General features: G+C 67.4%; 21 protein-coding genes, 1 tRNA gene and 1 other RNA gene. 12 read left to right on the top strand and 11 right to left on the bottom strand.

Translation table 11 applies throughout. From position 1 onward, the window contains the following. Both C9424_RS12435 and C9424_RS12440 read right to left on the bottom strand, forming a co-directional pair. The gene (locus C9424_RS12435) at positions 1 to 678 is read right to left on the bottom strand and encodes a LytR C-terminal domain-containing protein (protein WP_116767141.1); all 678 of its coding nucleotides are present in this window, start codon (positions 676 to 678) and stop codon (positions 1 to 3) included. After that, positions 671 to 970 carry a type II toxin-antitoxin system VapB family antitoxin gene (locus tag C9424_RS12440; protein WP_120954228.1) on the bottom strand — a complete coding sequence of 100 codons (300 nt, stop codon included), beginning with the start codon at positions 968 to 970 and terminating at the stop codon, positions 671 to 673. The genes C9424_RS12435 and C9424_RS12440 overlap by 8 nt, the downstream gene beginning before the upstream one ends. Before the next feature lie 172 nt (positions 971 to 1,142). Here C9424_RS12440 and C9424_RS12445 point away from each other — a divergent pair, with 172 nt between their 5' ends. Further along, entirely contained in the window at positions 1,143 to 2,036 is an 894-nt protein-coding gene (locus C9424_RS12445; RefSeq protein WP_116767142.1) for a hypothetical protein, read from the top strand. Between the two features lie 302 nt (positions 2,037 to 2,338). Then, positions 2,339 to 3,754: a stealth family protein gene (locus tag C9424_RS12450; RefSeq protein ID WP_091255647.1), complete on the top strand. Its 1,416-nt coding sequence runs from the start codon at positions 2,339 to 2,341 to the stop codon at positions 3,752 to 3,754. A gap of 84 nt (positions 3,755 to 3,838) precedes the next feature. On the opposite strand, the gene C9424_RS12455 is transcribed toward C9424_RS12450, so the two are convergent. The 4 genes from C9424_RS12455 to C9424_RS12470 form a co-directional block, all read right to left on the bottom strand. Then, positions 3,839 to 4,780: a phosphodiesterase gene (locus C9424_RS12455; protein ID WP_116767143.1), complete on the bottom strand. Its 942-nt coding sequence runs from the start codon at positions 4,778 to 4,780 to the stop codon at positions 3,839 to 3,841. Between the two features lie 236 nt (positions 4,781 to 5,016). Next, a complete protein-coding gene (gene fdhA, locus C9424_RS12460; protein ID WP_091255643.1) occupies positions 5,017 to 6,228 on the bottom strand; it encodes a formaldehyde dehydrogenase, glutathione-independent in 1,212 nt (403 codons plus the stop codon). Between the two features lie 226 nt (positions 6,229 to 6,454). After that, positions 6,455 to 6,940 carry a glutathione peroxidase gene (locus C9424_RS12465; protein WP_116767144.1) on the bottom strand — a complete coding sequence of 162 codons (486 nt, stop codon included), beginning with the start codon at positions 6,938 to 6,940 and terminating at the stop codon, positions 6,455 to 6,457. Between the two features lie 172 nt (positions 6,941 to 7,112). After that, on the bottom strand, positions 7,113 to 8,387 hold the full coding sequence (locus C9424_RS12470; protein ID WP_237563427.1) for a M23 family metallopeptidase: 1,275 nt from the start codon (positions 8,385 to 8,387) through the stop codon (positions 7,113 to 7,115). Between the two features lie 276 nt (positions 8,388 to 8,663). On the opposite strand from C9424_RS12470, the gene C9424_RS12475 reads away from it, so the two are divergent. Continuing rightward, entirely contained in the window at positions 8,664 to 9,575 is a 912-nt protein-coding gene (locus C9424_RS12475) for an oxygenase MpaB family protein (RefSeq protein ID WP_116767146.1), read from the top strand. A gap of 198 nt (positions 9,576 to 9,773) precedes the next feature. Here the strand turns inward: C9424_RS12475 and C9424_RS12480 are convergent. Next, a tRNA-Ser gene (locus C9424_RS12480) sits at positions 9,774 to 9,858 on the bottom strand. A gap of 856 nt (positions 9,859 to 10,714) precedes the next feature. Here C9424_RS12480 and ffs point away from each other — a divergent pair. The 5 genes from ffs to C9424_RS12505 all read left to right on the top strand — a co-directional run bounded on the left by ffs (position 10,715) and on the right by C9424_RS12505 (position 16,829). After that, an RNA gene (gene ffs / locus C9424_RS12485) (signal recognition particle sRNA small type) lies at positions 10,715 to 10,811 on the top strand. Continuing rightward, complete coding sequence (locus C9424_RS12490) at positions 10,810 to 13,932, top strand: DNA polymerase III subunit gamma and tau (RefSeq protein ID WP_116767147.1); 3,123 nt, start codon at positions 10,810 to 10,812, stop codon at positions 13,930 to 13,932. The genes ffs and C9424_RS12490 overlap by 2 nt, the downstream gene beginning before the upstream one ends. A 51-nt stretch (positions 13,933 to 13,983) precedes the next feature. Beyond that, entirely contained in the window at positions 13,984 to 14,583 is a 600-nt protein-coding gene (gene recR, locus C9424_RS12495) for a recombination mediator RecR (protein ID WP_090579574.1), read from the top strand. Between the two features lie 7 nt (positions 14,584 to 14,590). Then, on the top strand, positions 14,591 to 15,169 hold the full coding sequence (locus C9424_RS12500) for a GNAT family N-acetyltransferase (protein WP_116767148.1): 579 nt from the start codon (positions 14,591 to 14,593) through the stop codon (positions 15,167 to 15,169). A 301-nt stretch (positions 15,170 to 15,470) separates the two neighbouring features. Continuing rightward, on the top strand, positions 15,471 to 16,829 hold the full coding sequence (locus C9424_RS12505; protein ID WP_116767149.1) for an aspartate kinase: 1,359 nt from the start codon (positions 15,471 to 15,473) through the stop codon (positions 16,827 to 16,829). Positions 16,830 to 17,006: 177 nt separating this feature from the next. On the opposite strand, the gene C9424_RS12510 is transcribed toward C9424_RS12505, so the two are convergent. After that, on the bottom strand, positions 17,007 to 17,201 hold the full coding sequence (locus tag C9424_RS12510; protein ID WP_091255667.1) for a hypothetical protein: 195 nt from the start codon (positions 17,199 to 17,201) through the stop codon (positions 17,007 to 17,009). 143 nt (positions 17,202 to 17,344) lie between these two features. Next, entirely contained in the window at positions 17,345 to 17,569 is a 225-nt protein-coding gene (locus tag C9424_RS12515) for a hypothetical protein (protein WP_116767150.1), read from the bottom strand. 91 nt (positions 17,570 to 17,660) lie between these two features. On the opposite strand from C9424_RS12515, the gene C9424_RS12520 reads away from it, so the two are divergent. The 4 genes from C9424_RS12520 to C9424_RS12535 are packed head-to-tail and all read left to right on the top strand — an operon-like array spanning position 17,661 to position 20,150. Beyond that, positions 17,661 to 18,167: a MarR family winged helix-turn-helix transcriptional regulator gene (locus tag C9424_RS12520; protein WP_116767175.1), complete on the top strand. Its 507-nt coding sequence runs from the start codon at positions 17,661 to 17,663 to the stop codon at positions 18,165 to 18,167. Positions 18,168 to 18,194: 27 nt separating this feature from the next. Then, entirely contained in the window at positions 18,195 to 18,761 is a 567-nt protein-coding gene (locus C9424_RS12525) for an SSI family serine proteinase inhibitor (protein ID WP_116767151.1), read from the top strand. Beyond that, complete coding sequence (locus tag C9424_RS12530; protein ID WP_237563429.1) at positions 18,730 to 19,779, top strand: 3-methyladenine DNA glycosylase; 1,050 nt, start codon at positions 18,730 to 18,732, stop codon at positions 19,777 to 19,779. Before C9424_RS12525 ends, C9424_RS12530 begins: the two co-directional genes overlap by 32 nt. Next, on the top strand, positions 19,776 to 20,150 hold the full coding sequence (locus C9424_RS12535) for a serine protease inhibitor (RefSeq protein ID WP_116767152.1): 375 nt from the start codon (positions 19,776 to 19,778) through the stop codon (positions 20,148 to 20,150). Before C9424_RS12530 ends, C9424_RS12535 begins: the two co-directional genes overlap by 4 nt. 158 nt (positions 20,151 to 20,308) lie before the next feature. Here the strand turns inward: C9424_RS12535 and C9424_RS12540 are convergent, their stop codons facing one another. Further along, positions 20,309 to 23,485 (bottom strand): S8 family serine peptidase, encoded by a 3,177-nt coding sequence (locus C9424_RS12540; RefSeq protein ID WP_237563430.1) that lies wholly within the window; start codon positions 23,483 to 23,485, stop codon positions 20,309 to 20,311. A 273-nt stretch (positions 23,486 to 23,758) separates the two neighbouring features. Then, positions 23,759 to 23,944 (bottom strand): hypothetical protein, encoded by a 186-nt coding sequence (locus C9424_RS12545; protein ID WP_091255625.1) that lies wholly within the window; start codon positions 23,942 to 23,944, stop codon positions 23,759 to 23,761. Positions 23,945 to 23,946: the final 2 nt, after the last annotated feature.

Here is a 23,946-nt window from a genome sequence, read left to right on the forward strand (position 1 = left end):
CTACCCGGCCGTCGGCGTCGCCGACGGCGCAATCGGCCAGGTGCTCTCATCCACGATGCGCCGGTTCTCGCGGGGGCAGCTGAGCTGGCCCGGCGTCTGGTCCACGAGTTCCGGCTTGGCCAGTTCCTTGAAGTCGCCGGTCAGGATGACATCCACGCTGGGATCCGTGCGGTTGTCCTGGAAATAGTCCGAGCCCGGCAGGTTGCGCTGGACGCTGAAGGCGGCCGACTGTCCGGCGGCGCCGGAGACGATCAGCGCCACGCCGCGGTAGCTCGACGTCGTGTTCCCCACGGCGCCCACGATGAACTTCCGGGCGGCAAGCTGGTCGGCGACGCTCCGCGCCAGTCCGGGCCGGCTCGTGGAGTTGTAGATGTTGAGGTTGATCTTCTCCGGCGGCGTGTAGTCGAAGGTGGCCGCCGGGCACACCGACACTGGCGCCTTGCTCCGTTCCGCCGTGGCAATCTTGATCTGGCCGTTCATGATGGCGAGCGCCACCACGATCGCCGCCACGATCACGCCGACCAGCATCACCAGCACGACGCCGTGCAGGATCCTGCGGCGCAGCCGGACGGGGTCGTCCCCCGCACCGTCCTCCTCCACGAACGTGGCCCGCAGCTCGGAGCCACTCACGACGCGGTGCCCGTGCAGGACCGTCGAGTCAGCCCGCTTCCTAGCCATTTATCACGAGGACCCGCGCGTGGATAGCGGTGCGCTGGTGCAAGGCGGTCCGGACTGCCCGGTGCAGGCCGTCTTCAAGGTAAAGCACGCCGCGGTACTCCACGACGTGCGGAAAGAGGTCACCGAAGAAAGTGGAGTCCTCGGCCAGCAGAGCTTCGAGGTCCAGCGTGCGCTTGGTGGTCACGAGCTCATCAAGCCGGACCGGACGCGGCGGCAGGGCCGCCCAGTCCTTGGGCGTGTTGTAACCATGGTCGGGGTACGGGCGTCCCTCGCCCACAGCTTTGAATATCACCATGCCAGCCTAAGGAACTTGTACGCGCAAAGGAATGAAAGTCCCGGACCGGCGTGAGGTTGTGGCCAAACGGTAACCATTTGTCACAGGCCGCATTGACACATCCGGCGCACGGCCATCGATCTTCTCCACACTTCACGCAAAGGTTCCCGACGGCTGACAGAATAGCGGTATGACTTCACCCGAGACTTCCCCTGTGCTGGCGCTGCTGCTCGACGTCGACGGTCCGGTCGCGAGCCCGGTCACCCGCGATGTGCAGCCCGGCATCATTGCGGACCTGTTGGCCCTGGCCGCCGCCGGCGTACCGGTCATCTTCAACACCGGGCGATCGGACACGTTCATCCGCGAGCAGGTCATGGAACCGATGATCGCCGCCGGCATGCCCGCCGGCACCGTCATCCACGCCATTTGCGAAAAGGGCGCCGTCTGGTTCAGCTACACGGCCGAAGGCCCCGGCACTGTCCACGTCGACCGCGAGCTCGCCATCCCGCAGGCCTTCGGCGACGACGTCCGCCGCCTGGTCGCCGAGGACTACTCCGCCCACATGTTCTACGACGAAACCAAGCGCGCCATGGTCTCCGTGGAGCAGCATATCGCCGTCGCCAACCCGGACTACCGGGCCGAGCAGGAACTCTTCGACGCCGACGCCATGAACCTCATGGCCCGGCACGGGCTCGGCGTGGTGCGGCTGGACCACCACGTCCCCGATTCGGATGACCAGATCGACTTCCGCGTCGACCCGACCATCATCTCCACCGATATCGAGTCGGTGCGGCTGGGCAAGGATCTGGGCGCCAGCCGGGCGGTGGAGTTCCTGGCCGCCCAGGGCATCACACCGCAGGCCTGGCGCACGGTGGGCGACTCCCGCACGGACTACGCCATGGCCGACTGGCTGCACCACAATGACCACGCCGTGAAGCATGTGGACGTCCGGCCGGCGGACGGCATCCCGGTCAAACCCTACGAGGTCCTCACCGCTGCCGACCTCGGGCTCGGCGAGGACGTGATCCACGACGACGCCGGTGCCGCCTTCCTGCGCCACTGGCTGGCCGTCGTCACCGGCTGAGGTCCGCTGCCGCCGCTTTCTGCGCGGCCACACACGCGCCCGGTGCGAGCGGGATTCCGCGGCAATTTTGAGGGCCGCGTTATCATGCAAGTAGATATCAACGCACTCAAAGAAACGGGAGATCCGACATCACCGACGCAGCGATCCAAGACGAGATTTACTATGGCAGCCAGGCATCCGAGGACGCCCACGCCGAGGTCACGTCGGCGGCCGCAGTCGCCAGATTCCGGACCCGCTCCGACGTCGTCCGCCACCGCGGCCGGTATGCGCTGATCAATGAGAACCGCACGCCGTATCAGGCCATGGTCGAAGACCTCATGTTCCTGCGGTCAGTTCTGGCCGGCGCAGGCCTCGGCTACCTGCTGGTCCGCGGCAACAACCACCGCCCGGTGATCGCCGTCGACTGGAAGGACCGCAAGGTGCTGCGCGACGCCCTCGTCGAAGCGTGCCGCGACGAGCCCTTCTACTCCATGAGCGTGGACGCAAAGAAGAAGTCCTCCGTGCTGGTGGCCGACGGCGAACTCTCGCCGAACCGCCAGGCCCGGATCTTCCGGCTGTACCGCCCCCGGGTGGAACCGGAGGGCGGCTTCGAGTTCGGCGCTTCCGCCGGCGTCCAGCTGGAGCTCTGGAGCTTCGAAGGCGACCAGCTGATCCTCCCGATCGAGAACTCCCTGACGCGCCGCACCCTGCTCGCCCAGGACGCCGTGCGCGGCACAGTGGAACGCTACGGCCACACATGGCCCACCATCGAGAACATGTTCGCGGACCACGCCAGCGACATCAGCTTCGACATCGACCTCGTGTTCTCCTGGGTGGACGGAAGTTCCCCCGAGTACATCGCGGCCCGTCGGGCCCGGATGGCCGGCGTCGTGGTGGGCGAGGGCGATGACCACGAGGCCCGCTTCCGCCAGATCGACGAGCTCAAGTACGCCCTGCGCTCGGTCTACATGTTTGCGCCGTGGATCCGCAGGATCTTCATCGCCACCGACTCCCCCGCACCGGCATGGCTGGCGGACCACCCGAGCGTCACGATTGTCCGCAGCGAAGAGTTCTTCGCCGACCCCTCGGTCCTCCCGACGCACAATTCGCAGGCCGTGGAGTGCCAGCTGCACCACATCGAGGGGCTCTCCGAGCACTTCCTGTATTCCAATGACGACATGTTCTTTGGCCGGGCCGTGGGACCGGACATGTTCTTCACCCCGGGCGGGATTACGAAGTTTATTGAGGCCGAGACGCGGATCGGGCTGGGCGACAACGACGCCGAACGCAGCGGCTTTGAGAACGCCGCCCGGGTGAACCGCAAGCTGCTCTGGGACCGCTTCGGGCGCATCACCACCCGGCACCTGGAGCACACGGCGGCCCCCTTGCGGCGCAGCGTAGTGGAGCAAATGGAACAGGAGTTCCCGGCCGAGTTCGCCAAGACCGCCGCGAGCACGTTCCGGGCCGCGGACAACATCTCCGTGACCAACTCGTTCTACCACTACTACGCGCTGCTCACGGGCCGCGCCGTGACCCAGACGGCTGCCAAGGTGAAGTATGTGGACACCACAGCCCGGGCAGGACTGAACTACCTGCCCAAGCTCCTGGCCAAGCGGAACATGGACTTCTTCTGCCTCAACGACGGCAGCTTCCCGGAAGTCCCGGCGGAAGAGCGCGCCGAACTGGTCACGGATTTCCTGGAGAAGTACTACCCCATCAAGGCGCCCTGGGAAAAGTAGCCAAGGGAGCAGCGGCCCGGGGCGAACCGCGGGGCAAGAGTTGCGGGCTGTGCCCGCAGACCGGTGAACCAGCAGTGCGGCGAATCAGTTCAGGGTGGTGTACCTGCGGTGCGCCGGCGTCCGGGACGGCGCTTCGAGCTGGGCCTGCTCCGGAATGGTGATCCCCGCGGCCGCGAGCCGCCGCTGGACTTCTGCCGGAGGGACGAGTTCGCCGACTGCCGGGGTGTCGCCAAGCAGCACCACGGAGTGCACGATCGTGTGCTCGTAGACATGGACCAGGTTGAACGCCTGCCCGCCGTCGCGCCCGCGTGTGCCGCCCACAGCAACATTCAGGTCCTGTGTGTAGCACGTCGCAGATGCCACGGACACGGGGATGCCGGCGAACGTTGCGGTGGTCGAGTAGTGCAGGTGACCGCCCAGGATGGCACGGACATCGGAGTTGCGCAGGACTCCAGCAAGCGCCGACTGTCCCCGGAGTTCCACCAGCACGGCAAGGTCCAGCACGGACGGTACCGGCGGGTGGTGCAGGGCGAGGATGGTCCCGTCCGGGGCCGGGGTGGCGAGTTCGGCGGCGAGCCAGTCCAGCTGGTCCTGGCTCAGTTCGCCATGGTGGAAGCCGGGCACGGAGGTGTCCAGGGTGATGATGCGCAGCCCGTTGACGAAGTAGCTGTGATCCACCGGGGCGTCGTTGTCGGCCTGGTCCAGGAGCCCGGCCCGGAAATTGGCCCGGTCGTCGTGATTGCCCATCGCCCAGATGACCTTCGCTCCCATGGCCTTGCACGCAGGCTCCACGATGGCACGGAGCTTGGCGTAGGCTTCCGGTTCGCCGAGGTCGGCGAGGTCGCCGGTGAAGATCACGGCTTCGGGGCGTGCACCTGAGGCGTGGACCTCGTCGAAGAGTTGCTGGAGCAGGGCTTCGCTGTCAACGACGCCGTACAGGGGTTGCGGACCCCCCAGCAGGTGGGGGTCGCTCAGATGAAGTAGGAAATGACGTGGCCGGGGGTGCTCGGCCTCGATGCGCTCCATTGCTACCTTCTTGGTTGGGTGGAAGCGGTGCCTCCAGTGTCCCTCTCAGTAAGGACTATCCAACCAGACATTGGGCAAACAATGTAAAAACTCGGTCACGCATATTCAAAAATCGCAGGTTAACAGATGGCCGCCCCTCACATGCTCCAGACGGCATATTAAGGCGGAGGCAGCCCGGCGGCACACCGAAGCCCAGCTCAGCGGGGCAACGGCAGTGCCGCCGGGTTCCGGGCCTGCTAGCTCAGATACCCATTGGGGTTGAGCACGAACTTCGTCGCCGCGCCGGCGTCGAATTCGGCGTAACCTTTCGGAGCATCCTCCAGGGCAATCGCTTTCGCGTTGACGTTCTTGGCGATGTGCACCTTGTCATGCAGGATGGCCATCATCAGCTGCCGGTTGTACTTCATGACTGGACACTGTCCCGTGGTGAAGCTGAGCGACTTTGCCCAGCCCGTTCCAAGGCTGAGCGAGAGAGAGCCCTTCTTCGCGGCCTCGTCCACGCCGCCCGGATCACCGGTGACGTAGAGCCCCGGAATACCCAGGGCGCCGCCGGCGGCCGTCACTTCCATCAGCGAGTTCAGGACGGTAGCGGGGGCTTCATGCGCCCCGGCCCCGTGACCCTTGGCCTCAAATCCCACCGCGTCCACGCCACAATCGACTTCCGGTACGCCCAGAAGCTGCTCGATTTGCTCGGCCGGACCGCCCTTGCTTAGGTCGATGGTCTCGCAGCCGAAGCTGCGTGCCTGCGCCAGGCGGTCCGCGTTCATGTCACCCACAATCACGACGGCGGCACCCAGGAGCTGGGCACTGGTCGCCGCGGCGAGTCCCACAGGCCCTGCGCCGGCCACATATACGGTGGACCCGACGCCGACGCCTGCGGTGACCGCGCCATGGAATCCGGTCGGGAAGATGTCCGAGAGCATGGTCAGGTCCATCATCTTTTCGAGGGCCTGATCCTTGTCCGGGAACTTCAACAGGTTCCAGTCGGCATACGGCACAAGGACGTAGTTGGCCTGGCCGCCTACCCAGCCGCCCATGTCCACGTAGCCGTAGGCGCTACCCGGACGGTCCGGATTAACGTTCAGGCAGATGCCGGTCTTGCGCTCTTTGCAGTTCCGGCAGCGCCCGCAGGCGATGTTGAAGGGGACGGAACAGATGTCCCCCACTTTGATGAATTCAACATCGGGCCCCACTTCGACCACCTCGCCGGTGATCTCGTGGCCCAGCACCAGGTCGGGGGGAGCTGTGGTGCGCCCCCGGACCATGTGCTGGTCTGAGCCGCAAATATTCGTGGCAACGGTTTTGAGGATTACGCCATGGCGCACCGAACGGCCCACGTTGGCGGGGTTGACCCCCGGACCGTCCTTGAGTTCAAAGGTGGGGTAGTCAATGTCGATCAGTTCGACCTTGCCCGGCCCCTTGTAGGCAACGGCTTTGTTCCCTGTCATCTATTTCCTCCTGCATTCACGAGCCCCGGTCTGGGCGCCCTGGTGTGATTCACGAAGTTCTTTGATGCGCCCTCCACAGGGGCACCGTGACCGCACTGCCGACGGTCTGCCGCCAGGGATGACTGTGCCGCGGGGATGCCCGGAATGTTGGAGGGTCTGGCCAGTCTAGGCGCTAAGCATGCTTAGGGATAGGGGTCGATTTCCTCTGGAAGCCGGGCCGTCCGATTCAGCCGAGGGCCGACTGGACAGCTTCTATGATTTCCGGTGCGTCCGGCTCCACCGTGGGTGCGAAGCGGGCGATGATGTCGCCGTCGCGGTTCACTAGGAACTTCTCGAAGTTCCACTTCACCAGGCCCGGCAGGAGCCCGTTCTTGAACTTGGTGAGCTCGGCGTAGAGCGGGTGCTGGTCCTTGCCCCGGACGTTGGCCTTGGCGGTCAGCGGGAAGGTCACGCCGAAGTTGCGCTGGCAGAATTCGGCGATCTCGGCGTCGGGCCCGGGCTCCTGCCCCGCGAACTGGTTGCACGGGACGCCTAGGACCTGAAACCCCTGGTCGCGGAACTTGTTGTGCAGCGCCTCAAGCCCCGCGTATTGGGGCGTGAAACCGCACTGTGATGCCACGTTCACCACCAGCACCACCTCCCCCTTGAAGCGGCCGAAGTCGGTCCCGGTGCCGTCGATGAGGGTCAGGGGAATGGAGTGCAGAGCGGTCATGGGTGCGTCCTCGCGGTGTCGGTGGTCCGAAGCAGGGCCCGGAACTGGTCACCAGTGTAATTCGGCGCCGACGCGTGCAGGTATGGGTGTGCCTCCCGGGCAGGGGTCGAGGGCCGAAGCTGGCCACCTGCCCCGAACCCGGAGGCGTGTTCCGGGAAAGTCCGCCGGGCGGCTAGCGGGTCGGCGTTGCGGTCGGCGTTGCGGTGGTTTTTGTCGTGGTTTTTGTGGTGGCGGACTGCGTGGTGGTGGCCGGCGCAGGGTCCCCCGTGGGTGCGGTGACCGGTGCCGGCGCCAGGGGTTTGGCTGGCGGGGCCGACGTCTTGGCGGCGGCCTCGGTCGCGCTGGGAGAAGCCGATGCGGTTGTCGGGGCCGGTGCAGACGTCGTCGCGGAGGCGGTCTTCATCGGCGTCGGCGTAGGCGTGGCGGTCGGCGTCGGGGTGGCGGTTTTCGTCGGCGTCGGGGTGGCAGTCGGCGTCGGGGAGGCGGTCTTCGTCGGCGTCGGGGTGGCAGTCGGCGTCGGGGAGGCGGTCTTCGTCGGGGAGGCGGTCTTCGTCGGCGTCGGGGGACTCGTGGACGGCTTGGCCGCCACAGCGGCAGGCTGTTCTTGAAGACCGCCGGCCACCACGTGGGTCAGGTCCTCCCGGACGGGAATCGCCCATCCAAGCCCTGCGTTGGCTGGATTGCCGGCGTCGGGCGCGTAACTGGTCAGTTCGATCGGGCCGAGCTGGTCCACCTGCTTGATGGGGATGAACTTCCAGCCCATCGGGTCGGTGTGAGCGCCGTTGAGGATGGTTTCGAAATGAAGGTGGCAGCCGGTTGAGGAGCCGGTAGTACCGACCAGGGCAATGACCTCCCCCACCCGCACGGAGTCGCCCTTCTTGACGGCAATCCCCTGGAGGTGGTTGTACGTGGTGATGAGACCGTTGCCATGGTCAATTTCCACCCGGTTCCCGCCGCCCCACGGGTGCCACCCGACGGCCCTCACCACACCGGCGTCGGCCGAGTAGACCCTGGTGCCGCAGGCGGCGGCGAAGTCCTGGCCCCAGTGGAATTCGCCGGCAACCCCCGTCAGGGGGCTGGTGCGCAGTCCGAACGGGGAGGACGGCACCAGGGTTTCCAGGGGGGCCATGAGGAACCCGGCCGCGGGCCGGCTCAGGCCCGCCGAGGCGACATTGAGCTCGCCGCCAACCCCTTCCTTGGTCACCGTTTCCACCGTGCTCCTGCTGAAGGCCACGAGCGCCTGGGGGTCCGCGGTCACAGCTCCTGGAGTCGCCGATGACGCGGCCGCGGGCCGCTGGGTAACCGGGTCGAGCGTTTCAGGTCCCACGGCGCCGGCGGCCGGCACTTCGACGGGCGCAACGTAGGACACGCTGGCGCCCAGTCCCTGAAAGCCGCCGAATGTCAGAACGGCCAGGGACAGGCAGAGGCCTCCGGAAACGCAGCGCACGGCAATCGTCCGTGCCCTGGTTGATTGCTCACTCGATGAGTTTCCCCAGTGTTTTCCCACGATGTGACTCCCGCTATATGCCCGCCAGACCCCAATCTTCACGGACTTACCCCACTATGTGACCACAGACCGCCGGGTCTGTGAACCGTCGGTGGCCTCCTTTTGCGGCCGCACCCGGGGAACCGGGCCTGTCCCGAGTAGCGGGCCGACGGCGGCCCAGTAGTCCGCCGCGGACTTGCAGGTGCCGAGGACCCCGCAGCCGGGTAAGAATGGAGGATGCGCAATGTCCTCAGGGAATGGCAGGCGGAACTCAAACAAACGTTCACCGGGACGCGCGACACCGTGCCTGAATGGGTGCCCCGGCTTGCCGAGGGAGACGACGCCGGCTACCACTTGCCAGGCTCCGCGGTCTGGACCGTGCACGGGGACATGCCAACCATCGTCGCGGGAATCCGGGCCCTGCTGATGCAGGCCCTCCATCCCGGGGCGCTGGCCGGGGTCCACGATCACTCCCGCTTCCGCGAAGACCCCCTGGGCCGGCTGGCGGGCACCATCCGCTGGATTTTCACCGTTTCCTACGGCTCCACTGGCGCGGCCCGAGCGGCCTCAGACTGGGTGCTCCGGCTCCACCAGACGGTCCGGGGGGAATTCGTGGACGGCCACGGCGTCAGGCGCTCGTACGCGGCCAACGATCCCGAGCTGCTCCGCTGGGTCCACATTGCCTTCACCGACGCCTTCCTCTCGGCCCACAAGCTGTGGGGACGGCCGATTCCGGGCGGACCTGACGCGTATGTCCGTGAGTGGGCCCAGGCCGGCAGGCTCATGGGCGTGGAGGCCCCGCCTCTGAGCGAGGCGGAAATGCGGCAGCAACTGGACCGCTGGTACGACGACGGCGAGCTCCGCAGTGATGAAAGGGTCGCCGAGACGGTGGCTTTCATCCGTGATCCGCCTCTCCACCCGGTGCTCAGGCCTGGCTACCGGGTCCTGTTCGCGGCCGCCGTGGCCAGTCTCGAACCCAAATACCGCGAGATGCTGGGCCTCCGGACCGCGCGGCTGGGCCCGATCCCGCTGCCTGTGAGACTGGCTACGCGGGTCACCCTGGGCGTGGTGCACCTTGCCCTGGGCCGGATGGGCCCGAGCGAACAGGCCGCCCGGACCCGTCTGCGCCGGCTGGGCTACCTGGCCTGAGACGGAGTGTGATGTGGTGCCGCTGGCGCGCGGCGCCCAATCCCGCCGGCGAAGCTACTCGCCCCCGACCTCAGGGCCCGTAAGAGCTGGGCAGCACGCAACTGACACGCCCAGAACAGACACACATTTTGTCCTATAACCCATAACCCAAGCCTGTGGACGCAAAAAGGCCCCGGTCCAATGGACCGGGGCCAGCCGCGGAGAATGGGGGATTTGAACCCCCGAGGGCGTTAACCCAACACGCGTTCCAGGCGTGCGCCATAGGCCGCTAGGCGAATTCTCCAGTTGCTTCTGAATCAAAAGCAGATACTAGAATACCTGAACTTTCCGGCATCGCCCAATTGAGCCCTCCCCGCCCGGTCCGAGGCGCCTCCGCAGGACATGCCCCGCGGTCCACGCCCTCCCCGCAGGACATGCCCCACGCTCCAGCCAAGGGCTGGACATAATGCCAAAAAGCCCATTCCTCCCCCTCGAAGAATGGGCATGTCCCACGGTCCACGCCCTCACCGCCGGACATGCCCCACGATCCAGCCCAGGGCTGGGCATAATGCCAAACAGCCCAGTCCTCCCCGCGAAGAATGAGCATGTCCCGCACTGTATGCCTCGCCCAAGGGACATGCCCCGCACTGGGCGCGATGACTGGACATAATCCTCCCCGCACCGACCCGGGCGCGCAGCCCTCCCGTCCCTGGGTTGCACTGTCCTGCTCACGCCCGCCCACCCGCCGGCCTTCCCGCAAAGATGCGCAAAGAACGGACATGCCCCACGGTCCACGACCCGGGCGCAGGACATGCCCCGGGGTCTCGCCAAGGGCTGGACATAATGCCAAACAGCCCAGTCCTCCCCGCGAAGAGTGGCATGTCCCGCACTGTATGCCTCGCCCGAAGGACATGTCCCCCGTTCCCGCCAAGGGCTGTGCATAATGCCGAACAGCCCAGTCCGCCCCGCGAAAAATGAGCATGTCCCGCACTGTATGCCTCGCCCGAAGGACATGTCCCCCGTTCCCGCCAAGGGCTGTGCATAATGCCGAACAGCCCAGTCCGCCCCGCGAAAAATGAGCATGTCCCGCCGGAGATAGCGGGGAAACGGGGCGAAAACAGGCCAATTCGGGGCACACTCAATCGTCAGGTAAACTTGCTGACGGCCCCTCATGTGGCGTCATCCTGTTGAACTCCCCCAGGACCGGAAGGTAGCAAGGGTAAATGGGCTCTGGCGGGTGCATGAGGGGTCTTTTATGTCTGTGCCGATTGGTAGGGTTAAATCTGTGACTGTTACTACCGCTCTCTACCGTCGATACCGCCCCGATTCGTTCGCGGACGTCATCGGGCAGGAACACGTCACCGAGCCGCTGATGACGGCCCTGCGCAAGAACCGCGTCAACCACGCCTACCTCTTTTCCGGCCCTCGCGGCTGCGGCAAAACCACCTCGGCCCGCATCCTCGCCCGCTGCCTGAACTGCGCCGAGGGCCCCACAGACACCCCCTGCGGCAAGTGCCCCAGCTGTGTCGAGCTCGCCCGCGGCGGTTCCGGCTCCCTGGATGTCATCGAGATCGATGCCGCCAGCCACGGCGGCGTCGACGACGCCCGCGACCTCCGCGAGCGGGCCACGTACGCCCCGGTCCGGGACCGCTACAAGATCTTCATCATCGACGAAGCCCACATGGTCACCTCGGCCGGCTTCAACGCCCTGCTCAAGATCGTCGAAGAGCCGCCGGAACACATCAAGTTCATCTTCGCCACCACGGAGCCGGACAAGGTGATCGGCACCATCCGTTCCCGCACGCACCACTACCCCTTCCGGCTGGTACCCCCGGAGCCCCTCATGGCGTACCTGGAGCTGCTCTGCACCCAGGAGAACGTCCCCGTGGCGCCCGGGGTGCTCTCGCTCGTTATCCGCGCGGGCGGCGGTTCCGTCCGTGACTCCCTGTCCGTGCTGGACCAGCTCATGGCCGGCGCCGGACCAAACGGCCTTGACTACGAGCTCGCGGTCGCCCTCCTGGGCTACACGCACGCCTCGCTGCTGGACGACGTCGTCGAGGCCGTCGCAGCGTCCGACTCCGCCACGGTGTTCCGCGCGGTGGACCGGGTCATCCAGACCGGCCACGATCCACGCCGCTTCGTCGAAGACCTGCTCGAGCGCTTCCGCGACCTCATCATCGTCCAGGCGATGCCAGAAAGCGCCCAGTCCATCCTCCGCGGCATACCGGCGGACCAGATCGCCCGGATGCAGAACCAGGCGCATAATCTCGGGGCGGCGGAGCTCTCCCGCGCCGCGGACGTCACCAACACGGCGCTGACGGACATGACCGGGGCCACCTCGCCGCGCCTGCATCTGGAGCTGCTGTGCGCCCGCATCCTGCTTCCCAGTTCCGAACAGACCGAACGCGGCATCGCGGCCCGGATCGACCGCGTCGAGCGCCGTTTGAACTACGCCGGGAACGACGTCGGGGCTCCCCTCGCCAGTGCCCCCGCCGTTGCGTCGGCCCCGCCCGCGCCCCCTGTCCCCCGGCAGTCCGTTCCCCAGGTGCCCGTTGCCCAGTCTCCCGGGGCGCCTGCTGACGCGGCCGCCACCGCCGCTTCCGTTCCGCCACCAGTTGACCAAGCGCCCGTTGACCAGCCACATGCCGCACAGGCGCCGGCCGCTGGCCCCGACGCCGCGCCGGCCCGGCGGGACGAACCTGTCCGGGAACCGCTGACGGCGCCACGGGTCAGCACCAGCGACTGGCCCGTGGACGAGCCCGCGGCCGCCAGCCAGCTCGCGTCCGTCCCAACGTCGTCGCCTGCGGCCCGGTCACATGCCGCGCCGTCGCCTGCAGCCCCGCCCGTCGAGCCCGCCCCGGCGCCTCCTGCTGCCCCAGCGGCTGCTGCTCCGGAAGCGGCAGCAGCAGCACCGTCCGCCCCTGTACGGTCCGAGGCCGCCGCAGCACCTGCCGCGGTTGCCCGCCCGGTGTCCGGCCCGGGCGCCGACGTCGAGGTCCTGCGCCGTGCCTGGCCCGACATCCTGCAAACCCTCACCAAGATCAAGCGCAGCACCTGGGCGCTGGTGGAGCCCAATGCCCAGGTCGGCCATTTCGAGGACCACGTCCTGACTCTCGCGTTCACCACTCCGGGCCTGGCAGGCGCCTTCGGCCGCGCCGACCACGCCGAGAACCTCCGGCAGGCGATCCACAAGACGATCGGTATCGACTGCCAGATCAGGGCCGTCGCCGGCGGCAGCAACAGCCCAGCGAGCTCTGAGCCAAACCCAAAAGCGCCCGCTAGCCCGGAGACCCCGGCGACGTCGGCCGACGTCGCCTGGGGGCTGAGCCCGGCCCCCCAGTCCCCTGCGTCAGAGTCACCGTCACCGTCCGAGGCATCCGCCGAAGCCGTCCCAGTGGCGGCGCCGGTACCTGTTCCGGCGGCCCCCACGCCGGCTGCGGAACCTGCTCCGGCCCCGGGCCCGGCTGGCGGCCGCCCCGCTCCGGCACCGGAAGCGCGGACGCCGGTGCCGGCAGTCGGGACTGAGGCTCGCGCCGCCGACGAGGCCGTCGGACCGGACGGCCCTTCGGAGCCTTCCGGATCCTACGCCTACCCTGACGACGACTGGGGACCGCCCCGGGATGAAGACGCCCCGCCGCTGGACGAAGAACCCCCCATGGACTGGGACCCTTCCCCCGCCGCGTCGCCGCGCCGCGCCGCCCAGTCCCCAGCCCCAACTCCTGTCCGGAAATCTCCGGCGCCGGCGCCGTCCCGTGCCGCCGGCACGGCGGTCGGAGCCATGCCAGGAGGCCCGGACACCTCGGCCGACCCATCGGCCGACCCGTGGGCCCGCGCCGTCGAGCAGTCGCCCGGCATATGGACGATCGGCACGGAGTCCAACGTCGGCCGGCACGCGACGCCGGATGCCGAGCCCTCAGCACCGGAGCCCGCACCGGAGCCGGTGTACTACGAGCCGGCGGCGGCACAGATCCCGGAATATGCGGGCGTCGTGTCCGGACCGTCCGGACTGACGTCGGAACAATTTTCTGCAGTTGCGCCGGGCCCGGCATCGGCCGGCCCGCAGGCTGCTGCGCCATCCGCGGCCCCCTCAGCCCCGGCCGCTGCGGTGACGTCGGTTCCCGACGCTGCCACTACGACGGGACGGCAGAGCCTGTACCAGCGGCTGTCGAACAGCCCGGAAGCCGAAGCCGGCCGGGCGAAAGCCCCAGCCCGCGCGGCCGCCGCAACCACCGTCTACGTGCAGGACATTCCGAGCGCCGACGATGAAACGATCGAGGAATCGGGCGTCTTCGGCCGGGCCGCCGTCGAGCGAATTCTGGGCGGGAAACTGGTGGAGGAACGTTCCCTGGACGGAAGCCCGCTGCCGCCACGCTTCTAGCAGACCACCTGCCGGCTGGCGCCGGCCCCATTCCAAACGAACGAGGACATTGTGTACGAAGGTGCAGTTCAAGAGCTGATCGATGAGCTCGGACGCCTTCCCGGAGTCGGGCCCAAGTCTGCCCAGCGGCTGGCCTTTCACATCCTCGAGGCGGATCCGCAGGACATGAAGCGGCTCGTCGACGCCATCACCACGGTGAAGGAGCGGGTCAAGTTCTGCACGGTCTGCGGGAACGTGACGGAGCAGGAACTGTGCAATATCTGCCGTGACCCGCGCCGGGACCCCTCGGTGATCTGCGTCGTCGAAGAATCCAAGGATGTCCTGGCGGTGGAGCGGACGCGGTCGTTCCGCGGCAGGTACCACGTGCTGGGCGGGGCGATTAATCCGATCGCCGGGATCGGCCCGGAACAGCTCCGGATCCGTGAGCTGCTCACCCGGCTCAACGACGGCGCCATCCAGGAAATCATCATCGCCACCGACCCCAACCTGGAGGGCGAGGCCACAGCGACATACCTGGCCCGGATGCTCAAGTCGATCGGGATCGCCGTCACCCGGCTCGCGTCAGGCCTGCCCGTGGGCGGGGACCTCGAATACGCCGACGAAGTCACGCTCGGCAGGGCCTTCGAGGGACGCCGGAACGCGCTGAGCTGACGGATCCGTGACGGTTTCCGGCAGCGACACCCCCGCCCCGCTCATCACGGAGCGGCTGCTTCTGCGCCCGCTGACAGCGGACGACGCCGGCGCCCTCCTCCGGTTCCGCGGCGACCCTGCAGCGACGCGGTACCTCTCCCACGGGCCGCTCACGCCCGAGCAGAACAGTGCCCGGCTCCAGCAGGCGCTGTCCGCTGCGGAATCCTCGACCGCCGAGTGGTTCTACTTCGGCTGGGCCTTCGAGCTCCGCGCCACCGGTGACGTCGTTGGCGACGGCCGGACCTGGAACACCGTCGAGCCCCCGGCACCCGGCCGGATTCCTTCCTGGTCCGCGAGCCTGGGCTATGTCTTGCACCCGGAACATCAGCGGCTCGGTCTCGGCCGTGAGGCGGCGGCCGCCCTAGTCCAGTGGCTCTTCGACGTTCGCGGCAGCGAAACACTTTTCGCGGGGGTCTACGAGCCCAATCTGCCTTCGCGCAGGCTGCTGGAAGGCCTGGGCTTCCGGAAAGACCGCTTCTTCCCGTTTGCCGAGGACACGGCGGGCAAGCAGCTGCCGTCCTGGCGCTACCGGCTGGACCGAGGCTAGGTCCTTCCGGCCATCGGACATGTCCCGCGCCCGGGGCCGGGAATGGACACATTGCCCTTATGCCCACCCCTGGCCGCGAAGAATGAGCATGTCCCCCCGGCACGGGAGAGCATGCCCCTTCCTGGTCCGCAGCGCCGGGCATGTCCGGCGGAATCGCGCCCGCGGAAAGGCCTGGTTGTCTACTATTCGGTCACAATTCAACGGCGCAGGGCGCGCGGCGATAAACTGGGAGGAGAAGTTACGCCGTCGCGCCGTTTGGTTGCCTGGCCCAGAACCCCGATGATCCAGTGAGGGTGCGCGAATGAGTTTGCCCACTACCGAAGTCCAGCCCGGATCGCAGCCGCAGACGCTGCCCGTCTCGGCCGCCGCCACCAAGCACCTTGTCGTGAAGAAGTTTGGCGGTTCGTCGGTGGCGGACGCGGAGGGCATCAAGCGCGTCGCCCGCCGGGTCGTGGACGCCCACAACGCCGGCGACGAGGTCGTCGTCGTGGTCTCCGCCATGGGAGACACCACCGATGAACTCCTTGACCTCGCCGGACAGGTGACCGATTCCGCCCCGGCCCGCGAAATGGACATGCTCCTTTCCGCCGGGGAACGCATCTCCATGGCGCTGCTGGCCATGGCCATCAACAAGTTCGGCGCTTCGGCCCAGTCCTTCACCGGCTCGCAGGCCGGCATGATCACCGACGGCATCCACGGCAAGGCCCGGATCATCGACGTCGACCCGCACCGCATCCGCACCGCCCTGGACAAGGGACACATCGCGATCGTTGCCGGCTTCCAGGGCATGAGCCGCACCACCAACGAGATCACCACGCTCGGCCGCGGCGGTTCCGACACGACGGCGGTGGCCCTCGCCGCGGCGCTCGACGCCGACGTCTGCGAGATCTTCACCGACGTCGACGGCGTCTACACGGCCGACCCGCGGGTCGTCCCGTCGGCCCGCAAGATCGACCGCATCTCCAGCGAGGAAATGCTGGAGCTGGCCGCCTCGGGCGCCAAGATCCTGCACCTGCGTTGCGTCGAATATGCCCGCCGCTTCGGGGTACCCTTGCACGTCCGTTCCTCATTCAGCCAGAACGAAGGCACCTGGGTCCTGCCCGGCGCCGACGACAAGATCACGACCCAAGAGGGAGTTGCCTTGGAGCAGCCAATCATCTCCGGTGTTGCACACGATCGTTCCGAAGCCAAAGTCACGGTTGTCGGTGTACCTGACATCCCCGGCAAGGCCGCCGCGATCTTCCAGGTCATCGCGGACGCCCACTCCAACATCGACATGATCGTCCAGAACGTCTCCACCCACGGCACGGGCCGGACCGACATCTCCTTCACCCTCCCGATCGTCGAGGGCGCCGAAGCCCTTGCCGCGCTGCACGCCGCACAGGACCGGATCGGCTTCGAGAGCATCGAATACAACGAGAAGATCGGCAAGCTTTCGCTGATCGGCGCCGGCATGCGCTCCCACCCTGGGGTCTCCGCGCGCTTCTTCGCGGCCCTCTCCGAGGCCGGAATCAACATCAACATGATCTCCACCTCGGAGATCCGTATCTCGGTGGTCACCCACGCGGACCTGCTCGATGACGCCGTCCGCGCCATCCACAGGGCGTTCGACCTCGACAGCGAGGACGAAGCCACGGTCTACGGCGGCACCGGCCGCTAACCGGCAACGGGCAACGGGCAACCAAGGGACACCACAAGCCGGCTGCGGGCCGGTAGCGGAATTCCAGCCCGCATGTGCATGAGGAAGGGAGCGGCCAGCGCCGCTCCCTTCCTCGTTTCTCCGCACCCCTCTGTCGTGTCCGGGCGGCCACGGCCGCCCTGATGCCGGACCGGGCTCTCAGACCTCTTCTTTCCAGAGATCCGTTTTCCGGACAGCGTAGTGGTGTCCATGCGAGTCTGTCTCGACCTCGAAGCCTGCCAGGTCTTCTTCCGAGGCGTGCTCGTAGTCATCATGATGGTGAACGACAGGCGCCGCAGTGTCGCCCCGGTTGGCGGGTCCGAACAGGAGCCTCAGCTTGTCGGTCTTGTCCATAAAAGCTTTGACCGCACGTGTCACTAGTCCCACCCCCTTTCTTCGTCGCGGGTGGTTCAGGATGCTGCACAGCGGTGTGTCAGTGTCCTCATTTTACGCCCGACGGCGGCAAAAGGCCCCTGCGGGATGCCGGGAAACCACGCCTAGCGCAGGGACTTGTCCTCCGGGTTGCGGGGCACCACATAGGTGCTGCCGTCGGGCCGGTGCATGGTCTCCCACTGCGCGGTCTCGGCCTCCCGCATCGCCAACAGCCGCCTGTTCTGCTCGGTCATCTCATGGCCGAGGGAACTGCGGTTGGCCGGCCCGAAAATCATCCGAAGCTTTCCGGTTGCCCGCATGAACCTCTGGGCGCCGTTTTCCTTGGCCATGGCTATCCTTTCCTGGGAACAAGACAATGCTCCCAGTGTACGCTAATCATTAGTACACTAATCATTTGAAGGAGTCAGTGTGACCGAAGGAATCCCAAGAAACCAGGCAGCCCGCGTCCCGCAGGGCACCCGGGACTCCCAAGCGGCGCAGGATGACCTCCTCCTGGAGCAACAGCTCTGTTTCGCCCTGACGGTGGCCTCCCGGAGTGTGGTGGGCGCCTACAAGCCCGTGTTGGACAAGCTCGGCCTGACCCACCCGCAGTACCTCGTCATGTTGTCCCTCTGGGAGGCCAGCCCCCGGTCCGTCCGGGACATCAGCGACGCCCTGGCCCAGGAGCCGGCCACCATCTCGCCGCTGCTGCGCCGGCTCGAAACCGCCGGGTTCATCACCCGTCAGCGGATGGAGGGCAACGAACGCATGCTGGATGTCCGCCTGACGCCCCGCGGGGCGGCCCTCCGGGAGCAGGCCACCGAAGTTCCGGGCATCATGATGGCGCGGCTGGGGCTGACGCGCGAGCAGGTGAGGCAGCTGCACGCGTCCATGATGGACCTGATCGCCGCCACCCGGCCCGACCCGGAAGACGCACCCCGGCGGTAGACTGGGCAAAACTGAGGAGGACTGCTGATGCGCACTCGATCGGGCCGCCCGGCACTTTTTTTGGCGGCCGCCCTGATGGCCGCGGCCGGACTGGCCGCGTGCACGCCGAACAGCGGCCCCGCGCCGTCTCCCTCAGCCAGCACGACGGCGGGAACATCCTCCAGCTCCCCGACCGGTTCTCCGTCGCCGGAGACTGAGACGACATCCCCGGCCCCGTCGCCCTCCGCGGCCCCGCTGCCGTCCGGCCCGGGACAGGGGAACGCCGAGCTCGCCATCATGATTAAGCCGACCGAAACCGCCGCCCCGACCAACTTCACGCTCGTGTGCCAGAACGGGGTTCCCGCGGCCGAGAGCCAGCACCCGAACGCTGCCGCAGCGTGCATCGCCATCAAGAACAACCCGTCCATCCTCAGCCCTGTTGTCGACAAGAACAGGGCCTGCACCCAGCAGTACGGCGGCCCGCAGGTCGCGACCGTCACGGGCGTCGTGGACGGCCGGCAGGTCCAGGCGACCTACGGTTTGAAGGGCGGCTGTGAAATCGCAGCCTGGAACGCCGCCAAGGATGTTCTGGGCTCCTCCGGCTGGCCGAGCTAAGCCCTTGCACCTTCAGCAGGAAGAGTGGCTGCCACGCCAGGCGGCCCACCAGCAGCGCGTCGGCCGCTATGCCGATCCCTACCTCGAGCGGCGCTCCGCCGGCCGGAAGCACCCGGTGGAAGACTTCCTCTTCACCTACTACACCCAGAAACCCGGCCAGCTGCTGCGCTGGCACCCGGGTGCCGGCGTCGTGCTCTCCGGGCCTGAGGCGGAGGCGCGGACCGGCTGGAAGTATTACCGTGCGGCCGACGACGCCGAACTCGCCGCCGCCGGCCTGCCGGCGGAGTCACCGGCCGTGACGGTCGACGTCGACGCCTTCCTCAGGGACCGCCGGGACGCGCTGCAGTTCGCCGGGATCATCCTCGCCGGGACTGCCGCGCGGCCGGCCCAGTTCGGCTGCTTTGGGCTGCACGAGTGGGCCATGGTCTACCGGCAGGACAAGTTCGACCTTCGGCACGAGTACCTGAGGCTGCGGCTGGGGTCCGGGCGCACCGACGAGGTGGTGGAGGAGAACCGGATCCGGTGCTCGCACTTTGACGCCTTCCGTTTCTACACCCCGGACGCCGTTCCGCTGAACAGCCTGGTTCCCAGTAGGGAGAACCAGCGGACCTTGGAGCAGCCCGGCTGCCTGCACGCCAACATGGACCTCTACAAGTGGGCCTACAAGCTCTCCCCGCTGCTGCCCAGCGAGCTCGTCATGGACTGCTTCGAACTGTCATGGCGGATCCGGGCCATGGACATGCAGGCCTCGCCGTACGATCTCGCCGGCTGGGGTTATCCTGCCATTCCCATCGAGACGCCGGAGGGCAAGGCCGAATACGTCGAGTACCAGCGGGCGTTCGCAGCCGAGTCGCAGCAACTCCGGCACCGGCTGCTGCGGGAGCTGAGGCCCCTGCTCGATGCCGCGGCGCAACACCGCGGCCAAGACAGCCCCGGAAGCGGAGGCCGGCACGCGGCTCCGGCTCCGGCTCCGGCTCCGGCTCCGGCTCCGGACAAGAGTCTGAAAGGACCAACATGACAGGCACAGCCGACCCGCAGCACGACATCGATCTGACCATCCGCCTGACCGAGACGCCCGGCGCGCCGGAATACACCTTCCGGCTCGAAGCCGCCGACGGCGAACCCTCCGCCGCGTCGACCCTTCCCGATCCGGCCGCCGCACTTGAGGCGGTCCGGCGCCACGGCGAGGCCATCTTCTTCCCCAAGCCGGGGCCCCCGCAGTTGTGCACGCAGCAGTACGGCGGCCCGCAGACCGCCGTCGTGACCGGCTGGTATCTGGGACGGCAGGTCAATAGCCGGTTCAGCCGGACGGACGGCTGCGAGATCGCGCGCTGGCGCGCCATGGCGGCGCTGCTCGGCGGCAGCCCAGGTTCCACGGGCGCCGTCTGACGCGGCAGGGATCCGACCCACGGCTCCTGCTTCCGGCGGACGGTGTCCTGCCTCCGGCGGGACGCTGCCCGACTCCTGATGTCTGACCCGGCGGTTTAAACAGCGACGGCCGGCGGTGCGAACCGCCGGCCGTCGCCGTTCTTGGTGCCGTTATGCGCCTAGATGGCGTTGTCCGGGGCGAAGGACTGATCGCCGTTCTGGATCTTGCCCTTCTCCTTCTTCACCTTCTTGCCCGTGTCGTTACCGCCGTCACCGTTGTCTCCCGGGCCGTCGTTGGAGTCCTGGTCCTCCGCGGTGGGCGGGACCGCGACGGCCCCGGCCGGGGTGACCAGGACGGAGACGAATGTCGGCTCGCTGGCACCGGCGAAGGTGACGCGTCCGATGTATGAACCTTCGGACAGGCCCTTCCAGTTCATCGTGACGCTGCCGGCCTTGCCGTTGGCCAGGCGCAACGGGTTCGGGCTCAGCGAAGCGTTGCCGACGTTCGCGCCCAGCACCGCGGCATCCACTGAGGCCTTGGTGGTCTGGCTATTCGGGCTGGCGTACAGGTTCGCGTAGATCGTGTACTCGCCCGGGGCGGGGTCGGGGATGGATACCGATTCACTGGCGGACGACGTTGCGACCGTCAGCGGGCCCGTCGGGGTCATGACGTACATGTCGAAGTCGGCCTTAGGGTCGGCGGAAATCACTGAGAACTTGGCCAGCGGGGCTCCTGCGGGGACCGTGACCGTCTTGACGAGGTTCGAGGCATCCGTGTCACCCGTGAACGGCCCCGGGACCAGCTGCACAGCGGTGGAATCCGCCTTCGAGAGGCCGTCGAGGGTCATGCTGATCGGCGCATTCGTGCCCGAGACCACCTTGATCGCGCCGGATCCCGTCCCGCCCTGCGAGGTGAAGGCGACGTCGGACAACGCCACTGCCGACTGCGGACGGACCGCGATCGGGGAGGTGACGGTCTTGTTGGCGCCCTGCCACGTCAGCGAACCCGTGGCGAACTTGCCCAGCGGCGCTCCTTGGTTTTCGAAAGAGACCTTGAAAGTCTGTTTCTCTCCGGCTGCCTTGAAGTTCAGGGCGGCCGGGGTCACGCTGACCTTGATGCCGGGAACATCAAACTTGGCCTTGTAGACGCCCGGCGTCAGGGCGGTCACCGTGCGGGTGACCTCGATCTTCCCGGCCAGGTTGCCCAGGGCGAAGGACGGCAGGTTCATGTCCCGCGGCCTGGTGGTGCCCTGGATGAACGCCTGGTAGTCCGCCGTGGTGGCGTCGTAGACGAGGCCCGGATCCAGCACACGTGCCGGGTCCACCTCGCCCGCACCGGTGGCGAAGACATCGGTGTTTTTCGACCCGTCAGCATTCTTGACGTCGCTCGTGGTGGTCATCATCGCGGACTTGACGGCCGCCGGGGACCAGGAGGGGTTCTTGGCCAGGATCAGCGCCGCGAAGCCGGCCACGTGCGGGGACGCCATGGAAGTGCCGGACAGGAACCCGAAGTTGTCCCCGTCGGTGCCGATCGGCGAGACGCCGGCCAGCACGGCCACGCCGGGCGCGGTGACGTCCGGCTTCAGGAGATCGGAGTCCGCGGCTAGCAGCGGGCCGCGGGAGGAGAAGCCGGCGATCTGCGGCTGCGCCTCGAGGGGCAGACCCGTGGTGTCCTTGTTGACAAGGGAGACCGTGATCGCCGGGTTGGCGGCGACCTTGGCCTTGATGGCCTCGGTGGCAGGCGGGTTCACGTGGACGGTGGGGACCGAGTGCTTGTCCGTGTCCAGCGAGGACTCGCTCAGGTTGACCAGGACCATGCCGACGCCGCCGCCGCGCTTGACCTCGGCGCTCTTTGCGACGCGGTCTACGACGCCGCGGTCACAGACCACAACCTTGCCGGCGATCTTGGCCGGGTCCAGCGAGCCGTCGCCGCACAGGGCCGGGTTGGTACTCCCGGCGGCTCCCGCGTTGGCTGCCAGCACGACGCCGGCGTTGGAGACCTGGCCGTTCATGATGCTGGCGCCGCGGTATTTGCTGCCGTCGGAGAACTCGACCGTGCCCTGCAGTTCCTGCGAGAAGCTGCTGGCAGCGACCGTCGTCATCCACGGTGCGCCGTGGTTGACGGTGCTGGCGGTCGGGCCGGAGTTGCCGGCGGACGCCGCCACGAAGATCCCGGCCGAGGCAGCGGACAGGAAGGCCAGGGAGACGGGGTCCGTGGTGGTGTCCGTAGCGCCCGAGATGGAGTAGTTCAGGACGTCCACGCCGTCCTCGATGGCCTGGTTGATGGCCTCGATGGCCGACGACGAGTAGCAGCCGCCGGTGTTGGGATCGGTATCTTCCCAGCAGACCTTGTAGATGGACAGCTTCGCGGCCGGTGCGATGCCGCTGGTCTGACCGAAGCTCCGGCCGTCAACCATGGCTTCGACATTGGCGTTGCCTGCAGCCGTGCTGGCCGTGTGGGTTCCGTGGCTGGCGGCGTCGACCGGCGACAGCCGCTCGCCCGGCGCCCAGTCCGACTGCGGGACATAGCTTGCGAACTCGTCGCCGAAGTAGCGGGCGCTCAGGACCTTGGAGTTGCAGGCCGTGCCGTCGAAGTCAGTGCCGGTCTGGCAGTCGCCCTTGAAGAGCTCGCCGTCGGCTTTGAGCATCTCGATCTTGCCGTCCGCGCTGCGGTAAGGCACGCCGACGACGGGATTTCCCGTGAGTGGTTTAACCGCGTCGCCGGCAAAATAGGCGCTGGACGGGGTGTACCCGGTGTCGATGACCCCGACCACAACGCCCTTGCCGGCCCCGTCCTGGCCGCCGAACTGGGTGTTCCAGGTGCCGTTGGGCCCGCTGAGCTTGAGGAAGTCGGTGCTGGAGTAGTCCGGAGCGTTCTCCGTGTCCGGCGCGACCACCAGGACGGAGGGGTCCCTGGCCAGCTTGATGGCCTGGTCCGCCGTCAGCTTGGCGCTGAAGCCGTTGAGGGCTGCCGTGAACTGGCGCTGGATCTTGACGCCCTGCTGGCCGGCGACCTGGGCCTGCTTCTGTTCCAGGTGGGCCCGGTACTGCTTGACTTCAGCCTTGTTGGCGTCCAGCTTCTTGCCGGAGGCGGGCTTCGTGGCCGGGAGCCCGGGCGTCCCGCCGTCGTAGGTTGCGGACGGCTTTTCCGCCAGAACCACAATGTAGCGGCCGTCCTTGTAGTTGTTCGGATCAACATTCTTCTGCGCGACACCGGCCGCGGCCGGCCCCTGTGCCGGGGCCGCGTTGGCAGGTGCGATCGCGATGGTGGACAGAAGTACCGGCAATCCCAGGGTCAGCGCCGCGACCCTCCGGAGTCCCCCGCTTCGAAGGAAGCTCTTTCCTGGTGATGTCACGAGTGATGAACCTTTCGTAAAGGAACGGCCCGGCTTCTATACCGGGCCCAGCAGACTGGCGGGGCCGCACCGGGCGATTGCCCGGCCTGCCCCGACGGATACCAGCCGATTCATACAGTACAGACTGAGAGCCGGATATGACATAGACCACAAGAAGCTATTTAAAATTTGTCACGCAATACGACACGATGCGTCGACGAAGCGTCTGAGCTGCGTCGATAGTCAGGAGGTCGATAGGAAATGGGGAGGAATGTGCGGCCCGGGCGGGGTGGCCTACTGGCGCGGAGTCCGGACAACCTCGCTGATCCAGGCCCGGGTCTTCTCGTCCAGCGGTCCGGCCACCTTGGTCTGCTTCGCTGCACGGTCGGCCCTGATCTTCTGCAGGACCATTCGGCCCAGCCCGGCGAACACGGCGGCGGCGACGACGGGTAACAGCACGGATTTCGGTTTCGGAGCCATGC

This window comes from Arthrobacter sp. H-02-3, from assembly GCF_003097355.1.
Taxonomy (GTDB): Bacteria; Actinomycetota; Actinomycetes; order Actinomycetales; family Micrococcaceae; genus Arthrobacter; species Arthrobacter humicola.

Excerpts from the sequence above, each read along its gene's own strand:
- C9424_RS12435 (WP_116767141.1), bottom strand. The coding sequence starts at position 678 with ATGGCTAGGAAGCGGGCTGACTCGACGGTCCTGCACGGGCACCGCGTC.
- C9424_RS12445 (WP_116767142.1), top strand. The coding sequence starts at position 1,143 with ATGACTTCACCCGAGACTTCCCCTGTGCTGGCGCTGCTGCTCGACGTC.
- C9424_RS12450 (WP_091255647.1), top strand. The coding sequence starts at position 2,339 with ATGGTCGAAGACCTCATGTTCCTGCGGTCAGTTCTGGCCGGCGCAGGC.
- C9424_RS12455 (WP_116767143.1), bottom strand. The coding sequence starts at position 4,780 with ATGGAGCGCATCGAGGCCGAGCACCCCCGGCCACGTCATTTCCTACTT.
- fdhA (WP_091255643.1), bottom strand. The coding sequence starts at position 6,228 with ATGACAGGGAACAAAGCCGTTGCCTACAAGGGGCCGGGCAAGGTCGAA.
- C9424_RS12465 (WP_116767144.1), bottom strand. The coding sequence starts at position 6,940 with ATGACCGCTCTGCACTCCATTCCCCTGACCCTCATCGACGGCACCGGG.
- C9424_RS12475 (WP_116767146.1), top strand. The coding sequence starts at position 8,664 with ATGCGCAATGTCCTCAGGGAATGGCAGGCGGAACTCAAACAAACGTTC.
- C9424_RS12490 (WP_116767147.1), top strand. The coding sequence starts at position 10,810 with ATGTCTGTGCCGATTGGTAGGGTTAAATCTGTGACTGTTACTACCGCT.
- C9424_RS12505 (WP_116767149.1), top strand. The coding sequence starts at position 15,471 with ATGAGTTTGCCCACTACCGAAGTCCAGCCCGGATCGCAGCCGCAGACG.
- C9424_RS12510 (WP_091255667.1), bottom strand. The coding sequence starts at position 17,201 with ATGGACAAGACCGACAAGCTGAGGCTCCTGTTCGGACCCGCCAACCGG.
- C9424_RS12515 (WP_116767150.1), bottom strand. The coding sequence starts at position 17,569 with ATGGCCAAGGAAAACGGCGCCCAGAGGTTCATGCGGGCAACCGGAAAG.
- C9424_RS12525 (WP_116767151.1), top strand. The coding sequence starts at position 18,195 with ATGCGCACTCGATCGGGCCGCCCGGCACTTTTTTTGGCGGCCGCCCTG.
- C9424_RS12530 (WP_237563429.1), top strand. The coding sequence starts at position 18,730 with ATGTTCTGGGCTCCTCCGGCTGGCCGAGCTAAGCCCTTGCACCTTCAG.
- C9424_RS12535 (WP_116767152.1), top strand. The coding sequence starts at position 19,776 with ATGACAGGCACAGCCGACCCGCAGCACGACATCGATCTGACCATCCGC.
- C9424_RS12545 (WP_091255625.1), bottom strand. The coding sequence starts at position 23,944 with ATGGCTCCGAAACCGAAATCCGTGCTGTTACCCGTCGTCGCCGCCGCC.